Here is a 21,908-nt window from a genome sequence, read left to right as displayed (position 1 = left end):
GCAGCATCGGCAAGGGGCGGACGGCCGGCCAGTGGTAAAATCCGCGTTTTTGACCGACACGCCCGCCATGACCTCTACTGCTCTGTCGCCGACCCTGTCGGCCCTGTCCCCGCTCGATGGCCGTTACGCCACCAAAACCGACAAGCTGCGTCCCATCCTGTCGGAAACGGGTTTCATGCACCACCGCGTGAAAGTGGAAATCGCGTGGCTGCAGGCGCTGTCGCAGGCCGGCTTCGCCGAGATCAAGCCATTTTCAAACGAAGCGATCGCTCACCTCGACGGCATGGCGGCCAACTTCGGCGAGAAGGACGCGGCCCGCATCAAGGAAATCGAAGCGGTCACCAACCATGACGTCAAGGCGGTCGAGTACTGGCTCAAGGAGCAGGTCAAGGACGTGCCGGAACTGGTCGCGGCCAGCGAATTCATCCACTTCGCCTGCACCTCGGAAGACATCAACAACACGTCGCACGGCATGATGCTCAAGGCGGCGCGCGATGGCGTGATGCTGCCGGCGCTGCAGGCGATCATCGCCAAGCTGACCGAGATCGCGCACACCAATGCGGCGCTGCCGATGCTGTCGCGCACCCACGGCCAGACGGCCAGCCCGACCACGCTGGGCAAGGAGATGGCCAACGTCGTCGCCCGTCTGCAGCGCGCCATGAAGCGCATCGCTGACGTCGAAATCCTGGGCAAGATGAATGGCGCGGTCGGCAATTACAACGCGCACCTGTCGGCCTATCCGGGCTTCGACTGGCCGGCGTTCTCGAAGGACGTCATCGAGACGCGCCTGGGCTTGACCTTCAACCCGTACACGATCCAGATCGAACCGCACGACTACATGGCCGAGATGTTCGACGCGTTTTCGCGTGCCAACACGATCCTGCTCGACCTGAACCGCGACATCTGGACCTACGTTTCGCTCGGCTACTTCAAGCAGAAGCTGAAGGCCGGCGAAATCGGCTCGTCGACCATGCCGCACAAGGTCAACCCGATCGACTTCGAAAACTCGGAAGGCAACCTGGGCCTGGCTAACGCGCTGCTGCGCCACATGGCCGACAAGCTGCCGGTCTCGCGCATGCAGCGCGACCTCACCGATTCGACGGTGCTGCGCAATATCGGCGTGGGCTTCGGCTACACGCTGCTGGCCTACGACAGCTGCCTGCGCGGCCTGAACAAGCTGGAAGTGAACGCGGCGCGCCTCGAGCAGGACCTGGACGCGAACTGGGAAGTGCTGGCCGAGCCGGTGCAAACCGTGATGCGCCGCTACGGCATCGAGAACCCGTACGAGCAGCTCAAGGAACTCACGCGCGGCAAGGGCATCACCCGCGACGCACTGCGTGAATTCATCGGAACGCTGGCCGTGCCGCAGGAAGCGAAAGACCTGATGCTGGCAATGACGCCGGCAAACTACATCGGACTGGCCGCCAAGCTGGCGGCAGAGATCTGATGTCAAGCGCGATGCCGCCACACGGCGGCATCGCGCATGCATCTGCATCTGCATCTACATCCATGATGCGCCGGCCCCGGCGCGTCAGTAATCCCACCGGACTTTGACCCCCACACGCCGCTCGAACTCTGCCCAATACGTGGTCGAGCCGAATTCCGCGTGCCCGCCATTCAGGTTCTCGCCATACACCGACAAGGCCACGCCCGGCCGCAAGCGCCAGCCGAAGCGTGCATCGAGCGCCGTCGACGACGCAATGCGCGACGCCGGCATTTCGCCGGTGCGGCGCAGCGTGACGTCGATCTCGCGCGCATCGTCGATGTTGTAGTGCGACCGCAGTTGCAGCGTATGGGACGGGTCGCGCCGCGCCGCGGCCACGCCTATCACGTCGTTGCCTCCCGGTTTGAGGGCCAGGCGCTGGTGCAGGGCCGTCCAGCCGGCCGACAGGCGCCAGCGCGGCAGTGCCTGCCAACTGCCCCAGGTTTCGATGCCGCTGGCGCGGCCTTTGAGCAGACTGGCAAACTCGACATAACTGAATGTGGGGTCGACCTGCTGCCCGCGCAGGTGGTCGTAATCGTGGTGGTACAGCACGACCGTGTACGACAGCCCCGCCGCCGGCTGGGCGCGGTAGCCCAGTTCGAGCACGCGCGCCACTTCGCTGCGCACCTGCGGCCCGCCGCGCAGGATGAACGGCGCCTGGCCGGGCACCCAGGCATCGACGTCCAGCCGCGCGGGCGAGCGCACCGTGCGCGCCGCCGACGCCCACAGCGCTTGCTGGGGCGAGAGGCGCCACGACAGGCGCGCGCTCGGCAGCCATTCGATGCCGGTGTAATGGTTGTATTCGACGCGCCCGCCCAGCGTCAGGCGCCAGTCGTCGTTCAGAAAGATGTCGTCCTGCACGAACAGACTGCCCCAGCGCAGCAAGGTGCGCGCCGGCAAAAACGCGACCCAGCGGCTGTTGGTGACGCGATCACGCGTGCTGCGGTAGTTGGCGCCCCACATCAGGTTGTGACGGCCTTGCGTGGCCAGCGTGTGCTGGAACTGTACGTCAGCGGTCGTGAGGCGCTCGGCAAACAGCGGCGGCGATTCGCGCACCGTGTGATCCAGATAGGCTTGCAGCGACACGCTGGCGCCCGCGTCAAGCGTGCGCTGCCAGCGCGCCAGCAGGTTGGCGCCGTCCGAGCGCACGCGGCCAAATGTGGACGGGCCGAACGGCGTGGCCAGTTCACCCGGCGCCGGCTGATCGAGGCGCCCGCGATTGACATTGCCCACGACCGAGATGGCATCGTCGCCCTGCTCCCAGTCGGCGCGCACGCCCACCAGCGCGCGCCGGTAGCCGTCGTCGATGCGCCCATCGCCAATGCGCTCGCTGTCGCTGCGCCGCGTAACCTTGCCATACGCGCGCCAGGCCACGCCGCCATCGCTCGTGCCGCCCTGGCGAAACGCGGCGCCGGCCGCGCCATCGCTGGCGCCATGCAGCGCCACCATGCCGCCCTGCGTATCGAAGGCCGAACGCGTGCTGATATTGATGACGCCACTGACGGCATTCAGGCCCCACATCACGCCGCCCGGCCCGCTGACCACCTCGATGCGCGCGATATCTTCGAGCAGCACGTCCTGCGCATCCCAGAACACGCCCGAAAACAGCGGCGTATACACCGAGCGGCCATCGATCAGCACCAGGATCTTGTTGGACAGGACACTGGGCCCGCTGTTCATGCCGCGCGCGCTGATCGAATAGGCGTAGCCATTGATACGTGCCACATGCAGATTGGGCGCAAGGCGCAACACCTCGGGCAGCGAATCGGCGCCGGAGCTGCGGATGTCGTCGGCGGTGATGACGAAGACTGCCGCCGATGCGTCCTGCAGGCGCTCGGGGCGCTTCGAGACCGACGTCACCTGAATATTGGCCAGTTCTTCAATCGACAGGTCGGCCAGATCGGCCAGATCGACAGGATTGGCCTGGCCATGGGCGAGCGCCAGAACCGGCGCGGCGCACACAAGAGCAACCCAGACAGCAGCAACACGAAGGCTGGCGGCAAACGGCATGCAAGGTATGAATGCGCTCATTACCAGATATTACATTCGGCAGAACGTGGTGGTGTATCTTTTGCAATCCCGTGTGGTTTGTTGGGCGTGAAAAGCGTGTCAACACCACGACGGCCTTTTTTGCTATAGTGAGTTAGTTCTAGCCCGTACTAATTACTTATAAGAAAAATGCGCCGCTATTCGATTCCAGCAATCGTGCTGCACTGGCTGATGGCCATCGCGATCATCGGCACCTTTACCCTTGGCCTCGTGATGACCGACATCCAGGGCATCAGCATGGCCAAGCTGCGCTATACGAGCTGGCACAAGTGGGCCGGCGTGACGATCCTGGCGCTGGCTGCGCTGCGCCTGTTATGGCGCCTGTTCAACAAGCCACCTGCGTATCCTGCCGGGTTGCCGCGCTGGCAGCATGGCGCCGCCCACGGCCTGCATCTGGCGCTGTATGTGCTGATGTTCGCCGTGCCGCTGTCCGGCTATTTCTTCAGCCTGGCGGCCGGCTACCCGGTCGTCTATTTCAGCAAGTTCCCGCTGCCGGTGCTGATCGGCCCCGATCCCGTATTGCGCGAGACGCTGCGCGGCCTGCATTACTGGCTCAATATGCTGCTGGCCGGCCTGGTGGCGCTGCACGTGCTTGCCGCGCTCAAGCACCTGCTCATCGACCGTGACGGCATCATGCAGCGCATGCTTCCCATCCCTACCCCGAAGGAAAAATCATGAATTCCATCAAGGCCCTGCTGCTGGCCAGCCTGGTTGCCGGCAGTGTCGCTGCCGTGCAGGCCGCGCCACTCAAGACCGACATTGCTGCCAGCGGTGTCTCGGCTGTCTTCAAGCAGATGAACGTGCCAGTGGAAGCACCGTTTCGCACGTTCGCGGCGCAGATCGATTACGACGCCGCCAAGCCGGCGGCGGCCAGCGCCAGCGTCGAGATCACGACGGCCAGCTTCGATATCGGCGACGCCATGTACAACAAGGAAGTGGCCAAGAAAGAATGGTTCAATTCGGCGCAATTTCCGAAGGCCACCTTCGTCTCCACCAGCATCGCACCGGCCGGCGCCGGCAAGCTGACGGTGTCGGGCAAGCTGACCCTGAAAGGCAAGAGCGCCAATGTCACGTTCCCGCTGACGGTCAAGGCGGCCGGTGCGAAAACCGTGTTCGAAGGCCAGTTGCCAATCAAGCGTCTGGCGTTCAATATCGGCGAAGGCGAGTGGAAAGACACGAGCATGGTCGCCGATGAAGTTGTCATCAAGTTTCGCGTTACCGCAGCACCAGCTACTCCAGCAAAATAAACTGTTTCACCACCACGTAGCGTGGACGGGTTCCCCGTCCACGCGTTCAACGAAGCTTGATCAGTTTGAACGCGTGGGCGGCACAGCCGCCCACCCTACGCAGAAAAAAACCGTCCTTTCAACTTTTCTACAGGAATCGCACCCATGAACATCAAGCACCTGATCGCAGCCGCCGCCGCCTTTGCCGCCACGTCGGCCTTCGCCGCACCAGTCACGTACGACATCGAGCCGAACCACACCTACCCGAGCTTCGAAGCCGACCACATGGGTCTGTCGGTATGGCGCGGCAAGTTCAACAAGTCGAGCGGCAGCGTCACCATCGACCGCGAAGCCAAGACCGGCTCGCTGGACATCACCGTCGACATCAACAGCATCGATTTCGGCCACGAAAAGATGAACGAGCACGCGAAAAAGCCTGACATCTTCGACGCAGCCAAATACCCGACCGCCACCTTCAAGTCGAAGGCGATCAAGTTCACGGGCGACGTGCCGACCTCGGTCGACGGCGAACTGACCCTGCACGGCGTGACCAAGCCACTGACCCTGCAGATCAACAAGTTCAAGTGCATCATGCACCCGATGCTCAAGAAAGAAGCATGCGGCGCGGACGTGGTCGGTACCTTCAAGCGCGACGACTTCGGTATCAGCCTCGGCCTGCCGAACTTCTCGCCGGAAGTGAAGCTGGCAATCCAGGTTGAAGCAGTCAAAAAGTAATCTGGTTCGACCATGAAAAATCCCCGCCGGTTCGCACCGGCGGGGATTTTTTTTGATCAGCGCACTGACGAATCAGTGCTGCTCAGTGCTGCTCAGTGCTGATTAGCGGCCATCACGGTCGAAGTCGCCCGGGATTGCGCGCTCGACACGGTGCCAGCCGGCGCGGGTGGCCGACTTGGCCTGGTCCCAGCTCAGGCGCGAATTGCCTTTCGAGCGGTCCCATTCGGTCGACAGACGACCTTCGTTGGCATCGTAGCCACCGTCGTACTTGTCGTAGTTGTTGTAGCCCAGTGCGTAGGCTGGCTCGTAGTCGTCATAGGTGTAGCCTGGCGTGTAGTAAGGCTGGGTCTGGTACTCGTTGCGCCAGTAATCATTCTCGGCCTTCGGATTGACCACGTGGCCTACGCCCTTGCCTGCTGCGCCGCCAACCATGCCGCCGATCGCCGCGCCTGCCGCCACGCCCAGTGGGCCGGCTGCTGCACCGATCACGGCGCCAACCGTTGCGCCGCCACCTGCACCGACGCCTTGCGCCAGGTTATGGTCGCTCAGTTCGTCGGTCGCTTTTGGATTGACCACTTCGCCTGCACCGCGGCCGGCTGCACCGCCTGCCAGGCCGCCGACGACAGCGCCTGCTGCCATGCCGATCGGACCGCCGACAGCACCGACCAGTGCGCCTGCTGCTGCGCCCGAACCTGCGCCCACGCCCTTGGCCAGATGGTGCTCGGACAGGTCGTCATTCGCTTTTGGATTCACCACTTCTGCTGCGCCCTGGCCGGCGATGCCGCCAGCGATGCCGCCGACAACCGCGCCTGCTGCCATGCCGATCGGACCAGCAACGGTGCCGACAGTCGCGCCCAGTGCCGCGCCGCCTGCCACGCCCAGGCCAGCGCCCAGCACGTGCGAACCACCCTGTTCGGTCCACGATTTGTGGATGTGCGCTGCATCTTCATCCGAACGTGCATTCACGCCCAGCAGGATGCCGCCGCCCTTGATGCCTTCTTCATAGTGCTGTGCGCGTTCTTCCGGAATGCCGGCGCCGATCAGTGCGCCGATCAGGCCACCGGTGATACCACCCGCGCCAGCACCGGCCAGCGCCGCTGCCAGAGGACCGGCGACGACCAGGCCCAGGCCTGGCAGCACCAACGTGGTGCCCACTGCTGCGATACCGGCCAGCACGGCGCCGATGGTGCCGCCGATACCGGCGCCAATGCCCGCGCCTTCAGCCGCCTTGGTGCCCAGTTCGGTGTCCGTGTCGGCGAAGTGGGTTTGACGGGTGGAGTCGGACATCATCAGGTTGACGTCATCGCGGTTGTAGCCGCGCTCGGACACGGTGCCATACGCACGCTCGGCGCTGGCACGGTCAGGGAACAGGCCAGTGACCATGCGCTGGTTATCCGTGGTGCGGGTGGTATCGAAGCTGCTCATGATGAATCCTTTGCTGGTTGGTTTCGGCAGCCGGCTACGGATGAGCTGTTGCTGCCAAGGACCTTCACCATAGGCCCCGTCTTCGCATGACTCTGTTCGATGACGCACGTTCGGATGACTGACGGCATCTTGCTGCAAAGAATTTTCACGACGATGCAAATTCGTCATCGAAGGTACGCTGCCGCACCGACCCGCGTTTGTAGCGTCTTTAGACTTTTTCACATGGTCACGGCATTCGTTGGCCCTGGGGATCTGTCTTTTTACTTAAGGAGGAAGCACCATGTTATTCATTATCTGGATCGTCGTTGGCGGTATTCTGGGTTGGCTGGCCAGCATGGTCATGAAAACCGATGCCGAGCAAGGCATCATCCTGAACGTTGTGGTCGGTATCATCGGCGCCTTCCTGGGCGGCTGGTTGCTCTCGCCACTGTTCGGTACCGGCACCATCAATTCCGACGACTTCAGTGTTGCTTCGCTCCTGGTCTCGTTCCTGGGTGCAGTCATCCTGCTGGCCATCGTGAATCTGCTGCGTCGCGGTCGCGTTCGCTAATATGGTGGTTCGCCACCCATAAAAAACCAACGCCCTGTGCGTTGGTTTTTTTTCCTCTGCGATTTTACTGATGAGCTCAAAAAAGTTCTGGACACTGTTGCTGACAGTGGCCGCCACCCTCGTTCTGGGGGTGCTCGCATTGAATTTCATGCCGGGCGAAAAACAGATCGAACGCCAGCTGACACGGCAATACGATACGGCCGATCCACAGTTCCGCCGCTCGCTCGGCGTCTTGCTGGGGCCACCGATCATCGAAGGCAACCAGGTCGAGGCGCTGCTCAATGGCGACCAGATCTTCCCGGCGATGCTCGAGGCCATTCGCGGGGCGAAAAAAACGATCACGCTGGAAACCTATATCTACTGGTCGGAATCGATCGGCACCGAGTTTTCCGAAGCCCTGGCCGAGCGCGCACGCGCCGGCGTGAAGGTGCACGTGATGCTCGACTTCATGGGCAGCATGAAGATGGACAATGCCCAGGTCGACAAGATGAAAGCGGCCGGCGTGCAGGTGCAGCGCTATCACAAGCCGGTCTGGTGGAAGCTGGCGCGCATGAACAACCGCACCCACCGCAAGCTGCTGATCGTGGACGGCACGGTTGGCTTCACGGGCGGCGTGGGCATTGCCGACCAATGGCGCGGCAACGCGCAGGATGAAGATCACTGGCGCGACAGCCACTTCCGCGTCGAAGGCCCGGTCGTCGGGCAGATGCAGGCCGTGTTCAACGACAACTGGACCAAGGCCACGGGTGTCGTGCTCGATGGCCCGGCGTACTTCCCGCCGCTCCAGGCGAAAGGCACAATGCCGGCGCAGATGTTCTCCAGCTCGCCCACGGGCGGCAGCGAGAGCATGCACCTGATGTACCTGATGGCGATCACGTCGGCGCGCGAGACGATCGATCTGTCGGCCTCGTATTTCGTGCCGGATGAACTGACAGTGCGCACATTGATCGCCGCCGCCAAACGCGGTGTGAAAGTACGCCTGATCACGCCGGGCCACATCATCGATTCGGATCTGGTGCGCGCCGCCTCGCGCGACCGCTGGCCCGAGTTGCTGGCGGCCGGCGTGCAGGTCTCGGAGTACCAGCCGACGATGTACCACGTCAAAACGCTGATCGTCGACAAGCTGCTCGTGTCGGTGGGGTCGACCAACTTCGACAACCGCTCGTTCAGTATCAATGACGAGGCGAATCTGAACGTGCTCGATGCCGGGTTTGCGACGCAGATGACGGACGTCTTTGACGCCGACTGGAAGCTGGCCAAGCCGGTAACGCCGCATGCACTGGCCAAGCGGCCATGGTGGGAACACGTGAGCACCTGGTTCGCGTCGCTGTTCGAGGCGCAGTTGTAAGCGCCGTCGCTGGCGCCGTTGCAAAGGAGCCCGCGCCGGGACAGGCGCGGGCTTTTTCATTGGGGTGGCTGAAATACAGGTTGACGATCCGATAGCGGATTAACCATACTCACGAACACTCCCCGGAGTCCGTCATTTCCCTTCCCAACCAGACCAAAGCGCATGAAAAAGACCCTTCTCTCGCTCGCCATCCTGACCAGCTTCGCCGCCCAAGCGGACGAAGGCATGTGGATGCCGCAACAGCTGCCACAAGTAGCCAAGCAACTGAAAGCCGCCGGCCTCAAGCTGGATCCGGCAAATCTGACCAAGCTGACTGAATTCCCGATGGGCGCGATCGTGAGCCTGGGCGGCTGCTCGGCGTCGTTCGTCTCGCCGCAAGGTCTGGTCGTGACCAACCACCACTGCGTCTACAACAGCATCGCCGTCAACTCGACGCCCGAGCGCGACCTGCTGGCCAACGGCTTCCTGGCCAAGACCATGGCCGACGAGCTGCCAGCATCGCCCGGCAGCCGCGTGTATGTCACCGACGAAGTGGCCAATGTCAGCGCCCAGGTCATCACCCCTGAAGTCGCCAAGCTGACCGGCAAGGCCCGCATCGACGCCATCGAAAAGAACCAGAAAACCCTGGTGGCGGCCTGCGAAAAAGATGCCGGCTACCGCTGCACCGTGGCCAGCTTCTACGGCGGCCTGGAATTCTATCGCCTGAAACAGCTCGAGATCCGCGACGTGCGCCTGGTGCATGCGCCGGCCTCGGGCGTCGGCAAATTCGGCGGCGACACCGACAACTGGATGTGGCCACGCCACACGGGCGACTACGGTTTCTACCGCGCGTATGTCAGCAAGGATGGCAAGTCGGCCGAGTTCTCGAAGGACAACGTGCCTTACCAGCCGAAGCACATCATCAAGATCGCCAAGGACAACCCGAAAGAAGGCGACTTCGTGATGGTGCTGGGCTACCCGGGCCGCACCAACCGTCACCGCCTGCCGTCCGAGGTGGCGTTCACGTTCGACTGGAACTACCCGGCCTTCATCCAGGCCTCGAGCGAGACGCTGGCCATCATCGACCGCGAAACCAAGACCGATCCGGCTGCGCGGCTGAAATACGCGGGCCAGATCGCTGGCGTGAACAACTACTACAAGAATCGCAAGGGCATGCTGGTGTCGTACCAGGGCAGCGACTTCCTGCAGCGTAAAACGGCCGAGCACAATGCGCTCAAGGCCTGGGTCAATGGCGATGCCGCGCGCAAGGCGCAGTACGCAGCCGACATCGACACCGCTGAAACCCTGATCGCCGAACGCGATGCAGGCACTAAGAAAAGCTTCTTCCAGACCTACGCGCAACCGAAGTTCCTGTCGTCGGCACGCACGCTGTACCGCCTGGCCAACGAGCGCACCAAGCCGGACGCCGAGCGCAAGACCGGCTACCAGGAACGCGACCTGCCACGCCTGACGTCGGTCGTCGAAGGCCAGGACCGCACCTACGACGAAAAAGTCGACAAGGCGCTGGTGCTGAACTTCCTGACCAAGTACAACGCGCAACCGGCCGCCGAGCACGACGCCGCGTTCGACGCCGCACTGGGCATCCGCGCCGGCATGAGCGAGGCCGAACTGAAGGCCGCACTCGACCGCATCTATGCAGGCTCGAAACTGGCCGACAAGGCAGCGCGCACCGCGTGGCTGAAAAAAACGCCAGCCGAGTTCAAGGCATCGAACGACAGCTTCATCAAGGCAGCGGTCGCGATGTACGACGCCGACATGAAGGACGAAGAAAAGCAGGAAGAGTCCGCCGGCAAGATCCAGCAAGCCTACGGCAACTACATGAAGGCCAAGATCGCCTACATGAACAGCCGCGGCCAGGCCGTCTACCCGGACGCCAACAGCACGCTGCGCGTCACCTTCGGCAAGATCGCCGGCCGCCCGCAAGGCGCCGACGGCACCACCGGCTGGACCGCGTTCACCACCGTGGCCGGCGTCACCGCCAAGCACACGGGCGAAGGCGAGTTCGACGCACCGGACAACCAGCTGGCCGCCATCCAGGCGAAGAACTTCGGCAAGTACGTCGACCCGAAACTGAAAACGCTGCCAGTGAACTTCCTGGCGACGCTGGACATCACGGGCGGCAACTCGGGTTCGGCTGCACTGAACGCCAAGGGCGAGCTGATCGGCCTGGCATTCGACGGCACGCTCGACTCAATCATTTCGGATTGGGACTTCAACAAAGCCATGACCCGCTCTATCCAGGTCGATACCCGCTACATGCTGTGGAATATGCAGTATGTCGACAAGGCCGATAACCTGCTGAAAGAAATGAACGCGCTGTAAATCCCGCGTCGTTAATTTTGCCGAAGGCCGCGCTACCGCAAGGAGCGCGGCCTTTTTAATACCCCAAACAAATTCCCAACAATTAGGGTCAGAGTCGAATTGTTTGACAACTTTTGCGGATGAGCCGTTAATGCGACTCTGACCCTAGTTATCTCTGGGGCAATTGGCCAATAATTCGACTCTGACCCTAATTAATTTTTAGTCAAATTTGGCCGGTTTGGATAGCTGCAGGAAATTAATGCCGCGAGTATTTGAATGTGCCGTAATTTCTAGCAAACTTAAGCAGAAAAACACCGCAAAAACAATTAGGGTCAGAGTCGAATTGTTTGACAACTTTTGCGGATGAGCCGTTAATGCGACTCTGACCCTAGTTATCTCGGGGGCAATTGGCCAATAATTCTACTCTGACCCTAATTGAAGGATGGTGGTGAGTTCGGCGGTGATTTGGGTGGCCAGGCGGTGGATGTGGAGGCCGTCGACGAAGCCGTGGTGGGCCTGGACGGAGAATGGCAGCGTCAGTGCTCCGTTCGGCGCGTCGCGAAAGCGCCCCCAGGCCAGGGACGGGATGTCGGGCTGCGCCAGCGTGGCGGTCGGGTGCTGGATTGAGGTGAAGTCGAGCCAGGGGATGCAGGTGACGAAGACTTGCTCTTTCGCTGCGCGCGGTGACAGGGCGGCGTACTGCGTGTTCAACGCGGTCATGCCAGCGGCTTCGGCGCCGGCGGCGCGGCTGCGGGCGACGAACGTGTGCAGGTCGTCGGACCACGCGAACATCGCGAAATTCAAATCGTCGTTGGCGTTCGTGACGGTGAATGACGGATTCAGGCGTTCGATGCGAATGACTTCGCCGTCCACGATGCGGTAGCAGAAGTTCTCGATCTTCAGCACCGCGCGCAGCGTGGCGCACAGCAGCACGTGGAATGGCGCCAGGCCCTGCGCGCGGCACCAGGGACGAAAGTCCGGCAGCGTCAGCGTGAAGCACAGGTTCAGCGCCGGGCTGTCCATGCTGTCGAACAGCGCGAAGCGGTCGCGCCGTTGTTCGAACTTGTCCATCGTGATCGCCAGCCGCTTACGCCTGCGGTTTGTTCAGGCGGCTGTTGCGCATGCTGTAGACGAAGTAGGTCACGACCGCCACGCCCATCCAGATGAAGAACACGCGGAACGTCGTGCTCGACAAGTCCTTCATGATGTACAGGCAGGCCAGCACCGACAGGCCCGGCACCACATACGGACCGAACGGCACGCGGAAGCCCGGTGGCGCGTCAGGACCCTGCTTGTGACGGATCACCGGCACCGCGATCGACACCACCATGAACGCCGTCAGCGTGCCCATGCTGACCATATCCCACAGGAAGGTCGAGTCAACCGTGCCGGCCACCAGGCCCACGACGGTGCACACGATGATCGTATTGGCCACCGGCGCCTGCGTACGCGGGCTGACTTTCTGGAACACCTTCGGGATCAGGCCATCACGGCTGATCGCGTACAGGATGCGGGTCTGGCCGTAGATCGTCACCAGCGTCACCGAGAACACCGACACCACGGCGCCAGCCGACAGGATCAGCGCCGGCCAGGCCTGGCCCGTCACGTTCTGCAGGATCACGGACAGGCCGGCTTCCTGGCCTTCGAACAGGTGCGCCGGCTGGGCGCCCATCGCGGCAATCGCCACCAGCATGTAGAACACGGTGACGATCACCAGCGCCGACAGGATCCCGATCGGCACGTTGCGGCGCGGGTCCTTGACCTCTTCGCCGGCGGTGGCGATGGTGTCCAGGCCAATGAACGAGAAGAACACGGTGCCGGCAGCGGCGGTCACGCCGGCCATGCCCGCGTAACCCTTGCTCTCGTCCATATTGAAGAATGGCTGGAAGTTGTTGGCGTCGAAGCCGGTGAACGCAATCGCGGAAAAGAACACCAGGATCGCCAGCTTGATCATCACCATGATGGCATTGGTCGTGGCCGATTCCTTCGTGCCGCGCACCAGCATGATGCCGCACATGATCACGAGCAGGATCGGCGGCAGGTTGATGTGGCCCGGATTGAACGAGACGTTATGGTGGTCCGACACGAACATCGGCGAGCGCAACTCGATCGGTATCTGCCAGTGAAACGCGTTGAGCAGGAAGTTGTTCAGGTAATCGGACCAGCCGATCGACGTCGCACTGGCCGCCAGCCCGTATTCGAGCAGCAGGCAGGCGGCGACGATGAATGCCGCGAACTCACCCAGCGTCGCATACGCGAACGAGTACGAAGAGCCCGATGCCGGCACGCGCCCGGCCAGTTCGGCGTAGCACAGCGCGGTCAGGCCGGCGGTGATCGCCGCGAGCAGAAACGAGAGGACGACGGCAGGACCGGCTTTCGGCACCGCTTCGACCATCGTGAAAAAGATGCCGGTACCGATCGTGGCGCCCACGCCGATCATCGTCAGCGGGAACAGCCCGAGCGAGCGATGCAGGCCGGGCAAGGCGCCGGCAACGCCAACGGATGTGCCCTCGTCGTGATGGCGTCCCGCCGGTTTGGTACGTAGCAGCTTTTGGCCCAGAGTCTGATTCACGGCGAGTCCTTCAGTACGCGGTTGCAATCGCGTTCGACGCCGCCGGTAAGCAGTCCCCAAACGCAGTCTCAAAACGAAGCTGCGATTATAGGGGACTCTGCTGTCGCTGAAGACATTTTGTTTGCATGCGCGACAAGACCTCAATCGAGCAGGTGGATGCGCTCGCCCGTCATGCTGCGCTGGGCCGGCTGGCCATACACGCGGATGCCGCCCGAGCCCGAGGTACGGGCAAACAGCGACTGCCTGACCGTGGCCCGGATGCTGCTGCCGCCGCTCGCGCCCAGGTCGGCATCCTGCGTCGTCAGGCCCGCCAGATCGGCGCTGGCCGAGCCGCTCACACGGGCGTTGAGCGAGCGCACCGCGCCGCTGGCCTCGAGCGAACTCGATCCACTCAGCTCCATGCGCGCGACCTCGCCGTTCACGGGCCCGACGCGCATCCGGCTCGACCCGGACAGCGTGACATCGATGCTGTTGCTGGTGAGCCGGGCCGCATCCAGCAGACCGGAGCCGCTCGCGCGTGCATGCAGGTTGCCGGCGGTGCCGGCCAGCGTCACGCTCGCCGAACCGCTCTTGCGCACATCGAGCGGGGCGCCATTCAAGCCACTCACGTCGACGCGGGTCGCACCCGACGCGCGCACCTCGGTCAGGCGCGGCGTCGTGTAGATGATGCGTAGCGGCGTCTTGCTGCGCAGGTTCTGCTCGGACCAGATGCGCAGCGTGTCGCCCTGCGTCTCGGTGCGAATCAGCGGCAGCAGGTTGCTGTCGGCTTCCACCACCAGCGACGCAACCGGCCCCACGCGCACATCGACCGGCAGCGCGCCGCTCACGTCCAGTGCCGGCAGCGCCGCGATGGCGCGGGCATCGCGCGCCGCAACCCCGTTGCCCTCCGTCGTCCCGCTGCTCCACGATGTATGAACGCGCATGTCGCTGCCATCCTGCGGCGCGACGATGATGGCGCAGCCGGCAAGGGCAGAAAGAGCAGCAAGAGCGGCGGCAAGGGCGATGGAGGTACGCATGGCAGTCCTGACAGGTTGTTGTTCGGGTGATGGCACTCTACCAACCGCCCTGCCCCCCAACGTGCTGCATGCGACGAACTGCAAAAACGGCGCCGTGGACTGCATGCCCCCGGCGCGAACCGTGTCAGCCCTTGCCAGGGTGCGTGGTGTCGAACAGCGTCTTGAATTCATGCGGCTGCGAGCGCCAGTACTGTGGCGGCGCACTTACCTGCGCCCCCAGTTCGGCCGCCGCGTGCCACGGCCAGCGCGGGTCATACAGCATTGCGCGCGCCAGGGCGATGACGTCCGCCTGGCCCGCCTGCAGGATGGCTTCGGCGTGGCGCGCCTCGGTGATCAGGCCCACGCCGATCGTCGGCAGGCCCGTGTCACGCTTGATCCGTTCGGCGAAGCCGATCTGGTAGCCCGGCTCCACCGGGATTTTCTGGGCGGTCGACACGCCACCGCTCGAGACGTGGATGAAGTCGCAGCCGATGCGCTCGAGCTCCTGCGCAAGGCGCACGCTTTGCTCGAGGTCCCAGCCGCCATCGACCCAGTCGGTGGCGGAGATGCGCATCCCGAGCGTCATCGACGGCACGGCGGCGCGCACGGCCGCGAAGACTTCCAGCGGATAGCGCATGCGGTTCTCGAGCGAGCCGCCGTATGCGTCGGTGCGGTGGTTGGCCAGCGGCGAGAGGAACTGGTGCAGCAGGTAGCCGTGAGCGCCGTGCAGCTCGATCGCATCGAAACCCAGCGCGTGCGCGCGGCGTGCCGCGGCAACGAAGCTGTCACGCACCCGCGCCAGGCCGGCGGCATCCAGCGCCAGCGGCGCGGCGTCGCCCTCGGTATGCGGCACGGCAGACGGGCCTTCGGTCTGCCAGCCGTTGGCCGCGTCGGGGCCGATCTGCGCGCCGCCGTCCCACGGCACGTTCGTCGACGCCTTGCGGCCCGCATGGCTCAACTGGATGCCGATCTTGATCGGTGAATGACGACGCATCGCCGCCAGAACCGGCGCCAGCGCGTCGGCATGCGCGTCGGACCACAGGCCCAGGTCATTTGGTGAGATGCGGCCTTCCGGCACAACGGCGGTGGCCTCTAATGTGATCAGCGCGGCGCCGGACAGCGCCAGGCTGCCCAGATGGATCATGTGCCAGTCGGTGGCCAGGCCATCGACAGCGGAATACTGGCACATCGGGGCGATGGTAATACGGTTGGACAGCTCGAGGGGGCCGAGCGAGTACGGTGAAAACAGCATGGTCATGGTGGCTCCTGCATATCAAGAGCACCAGTCTAGCCCGACCTGAAAATTCGTGTCGTCGACCAAAAAAAGCGGGCCGCAGCCCGAATGTGTTCAGTCAAGGACCGTAGGGTGGATGGGTTTCCCATCCACGCGTTCAACCCGCCTTCGCATGCCACAGAGCGGGATTGGTTTGGACGCGTGGACGGCATAGCCGTCCACCCTACAGCTGATAGAACGACATCAGGCCATGGCCCGTTTCGTCCTACCCGATGCGCACCACCATGATCCCGGCGCGCAGTCCTACCCGTACATCCGGGTTCGGGAACACGACCAGTTCTTCGTCGTGCTGCACCGTGTAGGTCGTTGCACCATCCTGCGCGATGACCTCACCTTTTTGCATCGGCGTGAAGTTCCAGGTCTCGCGTCCCACCCGCATGGTAAATGCGTCGGACAGCTTGATGATCGACTGCGCAGTGGCGAACACGCGCGGTGGCGACGTCGCCTGCTGCGCCGGCTGCCCGCGCAGCAGGCGATCCAGCGCACTGGATGCAGCAGCAAACTGCGACAGATCATTCTGTCCCAGCGTGCCAACACGGCCCAGTTCGACCGTGCTGCTGGCCGCGCCGAGATGCTCGGCGGTGAAGTAACTGTAGGTGCCGGCCGATTCGGGATTCATGATGATCGCTTCGATCCCCGCCTCGCCCAGCCACCCCATCAAGCCCTCACGCGCTGCATCGGCAATCAGTTCCGGCACGATCGCGAACATCGGATAGTGCGACGGCCTGATTGCCGTGTGCAGGTCCAGGTGCCAGCGCGCCGGGCCGCTGCCCTCGAAAAACGCGCGCGTTGCCTCGATCAGCGCATCGGCGCGCCCGGCCTCGAAGGTCCCGGCGAGCGAGCCGCGTTCGGCGCGAAACATCCGGTTCAGGTCCGCGTCGATGAAACGCTTGCCGGCGCGGATGGCGTCGATATGCCCGACACACAGCATCAGGTCCACCGCCAGCGCGCTGGCAGAGCGTGACAGCGCATCGACCAGATACGCCACCATCTCGATCGGCCCGGTTTCGTCGCCATGCACGCCAACCGACACCAGCACGCTGGGGCGATCGGCGTCCGGCGTCGCGGCGCGCACCGTCAGGATGCCTGACGCCGGCAACGCAACGACAAAGCCGGCGTCACGAAAACGCTGCGCGACCGCGCCGAAGTCGGCTTCGGCCAGTGCGCGCACCGCTTCCGGCAACCCTGCTGCGGCTGGGGTGCTCATTTCAGTGCTCACCTTATGCAGCCAGACGTTCTGGCGAGAGGCCTTCCGACAGCGCCCAAACGTCCAGCATCGCCTGCTCCAGCTCCGTCGGCGGCGCAAAGCCCGTCAAGCCACGCGCGGCGGTCACTTCGTCCACGGCTGCCTGCATGTCGTTGCCGTTGTGGCCCGCATGCTCGATCACCTGCAGCAGCAGGCGCTGTTGCGCGCGGCGCAGCGATTGCAGCGCGTAGTTGCGCAACTGTTCCTGCGACTTGCTCTGTGCCGGCAGCTTCAGGCCCAGTTCCAGCGTGTCGATGCCGACCTGCTGGCGCAGCAGCGTGCCCACCTGCAGGAACTGCAGCAGCGACATGCCTTCTGGCCGTGGCACCGAGACCGCCGCGAACAGGAACGAGGCTTGCGACTCGATGATCTCGACCGCCTTCCAGGCCGCCGCGAACTGCGGTGGCAGGCCCGTATGGCCATCGGCCTCGGAGCGGAACTTGGCGGCCGCACTCTCGTCGGCTTCGGCGAACAGCGTCGAGAGTTCGTCCAGACCTTGCGAGCCTGGCGGCAGCGACAACACGCCTTCGATCGTGGCGCGTTGCAGCGCGCGGGTGCGGTTGTCGACCGAGACCGACACATCGCGCGGCACCACCAGGGCATCGGCGTCGAGCGCATCGAACACCGGCGCCAAATGCAGCGCAGCCCAGGCCTTGGCCCACGCCTTGACGACTTCGGTGTCGTCGATGCGGTGTTCCAGCGCCAGGTCGCGCAGCATCAGCGGGCCGCAGCGGTTCACAGCTTCGTTGGCCAGCACGGTGGCCAGGATGGCGTTGGCCAGCGGATGGTCCAGCGGATCGCGGGTGGCGACCAGCTGCGCCGGGAAGTAAGGCCGCAGCAGTGCGTCGGCCCAGACTTCGTCGGTCAGCGGCAGCGCAGCCAGCGTGCGCTTGAAGCGGTTCTTGACGTTGGCAATGACCACCGCCAGTTCCGGCGCCGTCAGGCCCAGACCCAGCGCCTTGCGGCGCAGCAGTTCGACATCGCTCGGGAGCTGTTCGAGCTCGCGCGACACGGCGCCTTCGGCTTCCAGGTTGGCGATCAGGGCGATGTAGCCATCGACCACCGCGCCCGTTGCCTGCGCCTGCACTTCGCGCGTCAGCAAATGGGTCTGCAGCGTGTTGTCGCGCAGGACCAGGCGCTCGATCTCGCCGGTCATTTCGTTCAGCGTGCGATTGCGGTCGGTTTCCGACAACTGGCCGGCATTGACTTCGGTGTCGAGCCAGATCTTGACGTTGACTTCATGGTCCGAGCAATCCACGCCGGCCGAGTTGTCGATCGCATCGGTGAAGATGCGGCCACCGGCGAGCGCAAACTCGATGCGGCCGGCCTGGGTCGCACCCAGGTTGCCGCCTTCGCTCACCACCTTGCAGCGCAGCTCATTGCCGTTGACGCGGATCTGGTCGTTGGCGCGGTCCTTCACTTGCGCGTGCGTCTCGGTCGAGGCCTTGATATAGGTACCGATGCCGCCGTTGTAGAACAGGTCGACCGGCGCCTTGACGATGCGGTGCATCAGTTCCTGTGGCGGCAGCGATGTCTCTTCGATCTGCAGCGCCTCGCGGATCTGCGGCGAGAGTTCGATCGAGCGGGCATTGCGCGGGTACACACCGCCGCCGGCCGAGATCAGGCTCTTGTCATAGTCTTCCCACGACGAGCGTGGCAGCGCGAACATGCGCTCGCGTTCCTTGAACGAGACTTCGACATCCGGGGTCGGGTCCAGGAAGATGTGGCGGTGGTCGAACGCCGCCACCAGTTTCAGCTGGCGCGACAGCAGTACGCCGTTGCCGAACACGTCGCCCGACATGTCGCCCACGCCGGTCATCGTGATCGGGTTGTTGGCCAGGTCGTGGCCCAGCTCATAGAAGTGGCGCTTGACCGCTTCGAACGCACCCTTGGCGGTGATGCCCATCTTCTTGTGGTCGTAGCCGTTCGAGCCGCCCGACGCAAACGCGTCGCCCAGCCAGAAGCCGCGCTGCACAGCGATGCTGTTGGCGATGTCCGAGAACGTCGCGGTGCCCTTGTCGGCTGCCACCACCAAGTACGGATCGTCCTGGTCATGACGCACGGTTGCCTCTGGCGGCACGATCTCGCCGCGCACGCGGTTGTCGGTCACTTCCAGCAGGCTCGCAATGAACAGGCGATACACGGCTTCGCCCTCGGCGGCAACCACGTCGCGCGCCGCATCCTTCGGCATCTGCTTGCAGACAAAGCCCCCTTTCGAGCCGGCCGGCACGATGACGGCGTTCTTGACCATCTGCGCCTTCACCAGGCCCAGCACCTCGGTGCGGTAGTCTTCCATGCGGTCCGACCAGCGCAGGCCGCCGCGGGCGACCGGGCCGCCGCGCAGGTGCACGCCTTCGAAGCGGCGCGAGAACACATAGATTTCGCGGAACGGCCGTGGCTCCGGCGCCAGCGCCAGGTCGCTCGTGTCGACCTTGAAGATGATTTTTTCGCCGCTGTTCTGGAAGTAGTTGGTACGCACGGTGGCCAGCGCCAGGTCGATCAGCGCCGCCATGATTTCTTCGGTGTCGGCGTGGTTCACGCCCGGCAGGCTGGTTTTCAGCAGGTACAGCGCACTGCTGCCTTCGTTGCGTTGTTCGTCGGTCAGGGCCGGATCGAAGCGCTGCATGAAGCCGTTGACGAATTCCTTGACCAGGCCAGGCTGGGCGCGCAGCGTTTCGGCCATGTAGCGCACCGAGAACTTCGAGCCGAGCTGACGCCAGTAGCTGATGTACGCGCGCACCAGCTGCACTTCGCGCAGCGACAGGCCGCCTTCGATCGTCAGACCGTTCATGCGGCCATCTTCGGCTTCGTCGTTGAACAGGGCCGAGAACAGTTCTTCGGCCACTTTGCCGATGCCCGGCTTGGTGAGTTTGGCAGCGCTTTCGGCGTCGACCGACAGCGCGGTCACGTAACGGCGCACGCCATCCAGGCCCGTGTGACGGAAGGTCTGCTCGCGGTCGACCGCGATGCCGGCGTTCTGCAGCGCTGGCAGGATGCGCGACAGCGACGGCACGGTCTCGCTCGAATACAGGCGGATCGAGGTGCCGGCAGCGTCATCCTGCTCGATGCGCGCAGTCACGCGATCCGGACGGCAGCGCGTCAACAGTGCGTGCACGTCGCGGAACGCCGTTTCGGGCGCCGTGGCGGAGACAAAACTCACCGGCAGCGTCGGCACCACCTTGCGCATCAGGCTGCGCAGGCGGCTTTCATCGACGCTGTTGGTCAGCTGGGCAAAGCGGTCATGCCAGCCATCGAGCACGCCCAGGAGCGGCGCCTGCAGATCGGTTTCCAGGTCGAGCGGATAGCGGGCCGCATGTGCGATCAGGTACACGCGTGCCAGCGGGCCATCGGCCACCAGGGTCTGGACGTCGACGTCGCGCGCGCCCGAGCTTTCCTTCAGGGCGGCTGCCAGGCTCGCGGCCACGGCGGCGCTGAAGCGCTCGCGCGGCAGGTACACCAGCACGTTCAGGTGACGGCGATACACGTCGCGGCGTGCAAACACCTTGGCGCGCGGCTGCTTGTACAGCGACACCACGGCGCTGCAGACTTCGGCCAGCCATTCCGGCTCGGCTTCGAGCGCTTCGTTGCGCGGCAGCGATTCGAGGATCTCGATGAATTTCTCGGCGCGGAAACCTTCCTGGCGCACGCCGGCGATGCCGAGCACCTTGGCCACGCGGCCACGGGCGAACGGCAGGCGCGCCAGCGGGGTCGAGGTAGCGGCGCGGGTGAACAGGCCAATGAAGCAATGCTCGCCCAGGATGCGGCCCTGTGCGTCGGTATCGCGCACGCCGATGAAGTCCAGCGGCTGGTCGCGGTGCAGCGTGCCGCCCACGTCGGCCTTGACGATCGACAGCGTGTCAGCGCGGCGCGACAGCGTATCGAGGTCGCCCGGAATGCTGGCCAGGCAATCGCCATACACCGGATGCGCGGTGTCTTTCAGCACGCCGATGCGGCTGCCCAGATCGCGTTCGAGTTCGCGCTCGCCCGCCTTGACGACGTAGTAGGCGTAGCCGAACGGCTCGAAGCCTTCGTTCTTGGCCCATTCGAGGAAGGCAGCGGCTTCCTGGCCGTCCGGCGTGCCGGCGGCGGCAGCGGCTGCGGCCACGGCGGTCATGCGGTCGCCCATGGCGACGGCGTCGCGCTGCACGGTGGCAGCGTCGCTGGCGACCATGCGGATGCGCGCGGTCAGCTTGTCGAGTTCTTCGTACTGCAGTTCGTCGTTCAGCAGGCACAGGACGATGGATTCGAGCGGGCTGCCCGCTTCGCCGATGGCGGCCAGCGCGCCGGTGGCGTCGCGGCGTACCGGCAGCACGGCGTTCATGACGCCGGCGGCGACGATGCGTTCCTTGCGCAATGCCATGACGAACGAGTCGACCAGGTACGGGCGGTCATCGTTGAGAATCAAGAGTGCGGTGGCCTTGCCGCCGCGGCCGTCCGAGTAACCCATCGTGGCGATCTGCGCGCCAGGGCCGGTGCGCTGGGCCAGCTGCGAGAAACCGTCGACCAGCACGGGCGCGAGGCTGTGCGGCGCGGTGCCGGCCAGGTCTTCGTCATCGAGCGACTCGAGCCAGGCGGCGATCAGGGCATTGACCTGCGCGCTGCCGGCCGATTGATTGGCTGAACCGTTCTCGTTGATCAGCGCCAGCGTCTGGCCGCGCAAATCGTTGGGCATATCTTTCATCTT

Annotated in this window: 15 protein-coding genes; 7 read left to right on the top strand and 8 right to left on the bottom strand. The window is 64.1% G+C overall.

The features are described from left to right. Positions 1-67 precede the first annotated feature (67 nt). A complete protein-coding gene (gene purB, locus HD842_RS17350; RefSeq protein WP_183556012.1) occupies positions 68-1,447 on the top strand; it encodes an adenylosuccinate lyase in 1,380 nt (459 codons plus the stop codon). A gap of 84 nt (positions 1,448-1,531) precedes the next feature. Here purB and HD842_RS17345 read toward each other — a convergent pair whose 3' ends face one another. Continuing rightward, positions 1,532-3,514, bottom strand: a complete 1,983-nt coding sequence (locus tag HD842_RS17345) for a TonB-dependent receptor plug domain-containing protein (protein ID WP_229424816.1) — start codon at positions 3,512-3,514, stop codon at positions 1,532-1,534. A gap of 147 nt (positions 3,515-3,661) precedes the next feature. Here HD842_RS17345 and HD842_RS17340 point away from each other — a divergent pair, with 147 nt between their 5' ends. From HD842_RS17340 to HD842_RS17330, 3 genes are all read left to right on the top strand, one after another. After that, on the top strand, positions 3,662-4,210 hold the full coding sequence (locus HD842_RS17340; protein WP_183556011.1) for a cytochrome b: 549 nt from the start codon (positions 3,662-3,664) through the stop codon (positions 4,208-4,210). Then, on the top strand, positions 4,207-4,779 hold the full coding sequence (locus HD842_RS17335; protein ID WP_183556010.1) for a YceI family protein: 573 nt from the start codon (positions 4,207-4,209) through the stop codon (positions 4,777-4,779). The genes HD842_RS17340 and HD842_RS17335 overlap by 4 nt, the downstream gene beginning before the upstream one ends. A gap of 144 nt (positions 4,780-4,923) precedes the next feature. After that, positions 4,924-5,493 (top strand): YceI family protein, encoded by a 570-nt coding sequence (locus tag HD842_RS17330; RefSeq protein ID WP_183556009.1) that lies wholly within the window; start codon positions 4,924-4,926, stop codon positions 5,491-5,493. A 102-nt stretch (positions 5,494-5,595) separates the two neighbouring features. Here the strand turns inward: HD842_RS17330 and HD842_RS17325 are convergent, their stop codons facing one another. Beyond that, positions 5,596-6,918, bottom strand: a complete 1,323-nt coding sequence (locus tag HD842_RS17325) for a hypothetical protein (protein WP_183556008.1) — start codon at positions 6,916-6,918, stop codon at positions 5,596-5,598. Between the two features lie 280 nt (positions 6,919-7,198). On the opposite strand from HD842_RS17325, the gene HD842_RS17320 reads away from it, so the two are divergent. The 3 genes from HD842_RS17320 (at position 7,199) to HD842_RS17310 (ending at position 11,138) form a co-directional block, all read left to right on the top strand. Then, the gene (locus tag HD842_RS17320) at positions 7,199-7,468 is read left to right on the top strand and encodes a GlsB/YeaQ/YmgE family stress response membrane protein (protein WP_123067791.1); all 270 of its coding nucleotides are present in this window, start codon (positions 7,199-7,201) and stop codon (positions 7,466-7,468) included. Positions 7,469-7,538: 70 nt separating this feature from the next. Then, positions 7,539-8,816, top strand: a complete 1,278-nt coding sequence (locus HD842_RS17315; RefSeq protein WP_183556007.1) for a phospholipase D-like domain-containing protein — start codon at positions 7,539-7,541, stop codon at positions 8,814-8,816. Between the two features lie 162 nt (positions 8,817-8,978). Further along, positions 8,979-11,138 carry a S46 family peptidase gene (locus HD842_RS17310; RefSeq protein ID WP_183556006.1) on the top strand — a complete coding sequence of 720 codons (2,160 nt, stop codon included), beginning with the start codon at positions 8,979-8,981 and terminating at the stop codon, positions 11,136-11,138. 399 nt (positions 11,139-11,537) lie between these two features. Here HD842_RS17310 and HD842_RS17305 read toward each other — a convergent pair whose 3' ends face one another. The 6 genes from HD842_RS17305 to HD842_RS17280 all read right to left on the bottom strand — a co-directional run bounded on the left by HD842_RS17305 (position 11,538) and on the right by HD842_RS17280 (position 21,905). Further along, positions 11,538-12,188, bottom strand: coding sequence for a CatA-like O-acetyltransferase (locus tag HD842_RS17305; RefSeq protein WP_183556005.1), 651 nt, complete (start codon positions 12,186-12,188; stop codon positions 11,538-11,540). Positions 12,189-12,204: 16 nt separating this feature from the next. Next, positions 12,205-13,689 (bottom strand): APC family permease, encoded by a 1,485-nt coding sequence (locus tag HD842_RS17300; RefSeq protein ID WP_183556004.1) that lies wholly within the window; start codon positions 13,687-13,689, stop codon positions 12,205-12,207. A gap of 140 nt (positions 13,690-13,829) precedes the next feature. Next, positions 13,830-14,705, bottom strand: coding sequence for a head GIN domain-containing protein (locus HD842_RS17295; RefSeq protein WP_183556003.1), 876 nt, complete (start codon positions 14,703-14,705; stop codon positions 13,830-13,832). Positions 14,706-14,829: 124 nt separating this feature from the next. Then, positions 14,830-15,942: an NADH:flavin oxidoreductase/NADH oxidase gene (locus tag HD842_RS17290; protein ID WP_183556002.1), complete on the bottom strand. Its 1,113-nt coding sequence runs from the start codon at positions 15,940-15,942 to the stop codon at positions 14,830-14,832. Between the two features lie 241 nt (positions 15,943-16,183). Then, positions 16,184-17,185 carry a succinylglutamate desuccinylase gene (locus HD842_RS17285; protein WP_183556001.1) on the bottom strand — a complete coding sequence of 334 codons (1,002 nt, stop codon included), beginning with the start codon at positions 17,183-17,185 and terminating at the stop codon, positions 16,184-16,186. A 13-nt stretch (positions 17,186-17,198) separates the two neighbouring features. Beyond that, the gene (locus HD842_RS17280; protein WP_183556000.1) at positions 17,199-21,905 is read right to left on the bottom strand and encodes an NAD-glutamate dehydrogenase domain-containing protein; all 4,707 of its coding nucleotides are present in this window, start codon (positions 21,903-21,905) and stop codon (positions 17,199-17,201) included. Positions 21,906-21,908: the final 3 nt, after the last annotated feature.

Source organism: Massilia aurea, from assembly GCF_014200505.1.
GTDB classification, from domain to species: Bacteria; Pseudomonadota; Gammaproteobacteria; order Burkholderiales; family Burkholderiaceae_D; genus Telluria; species Telluria aurea_B.
This window is presented reverse-complemented; position numbering and strand designations above follow the sequence as displayed.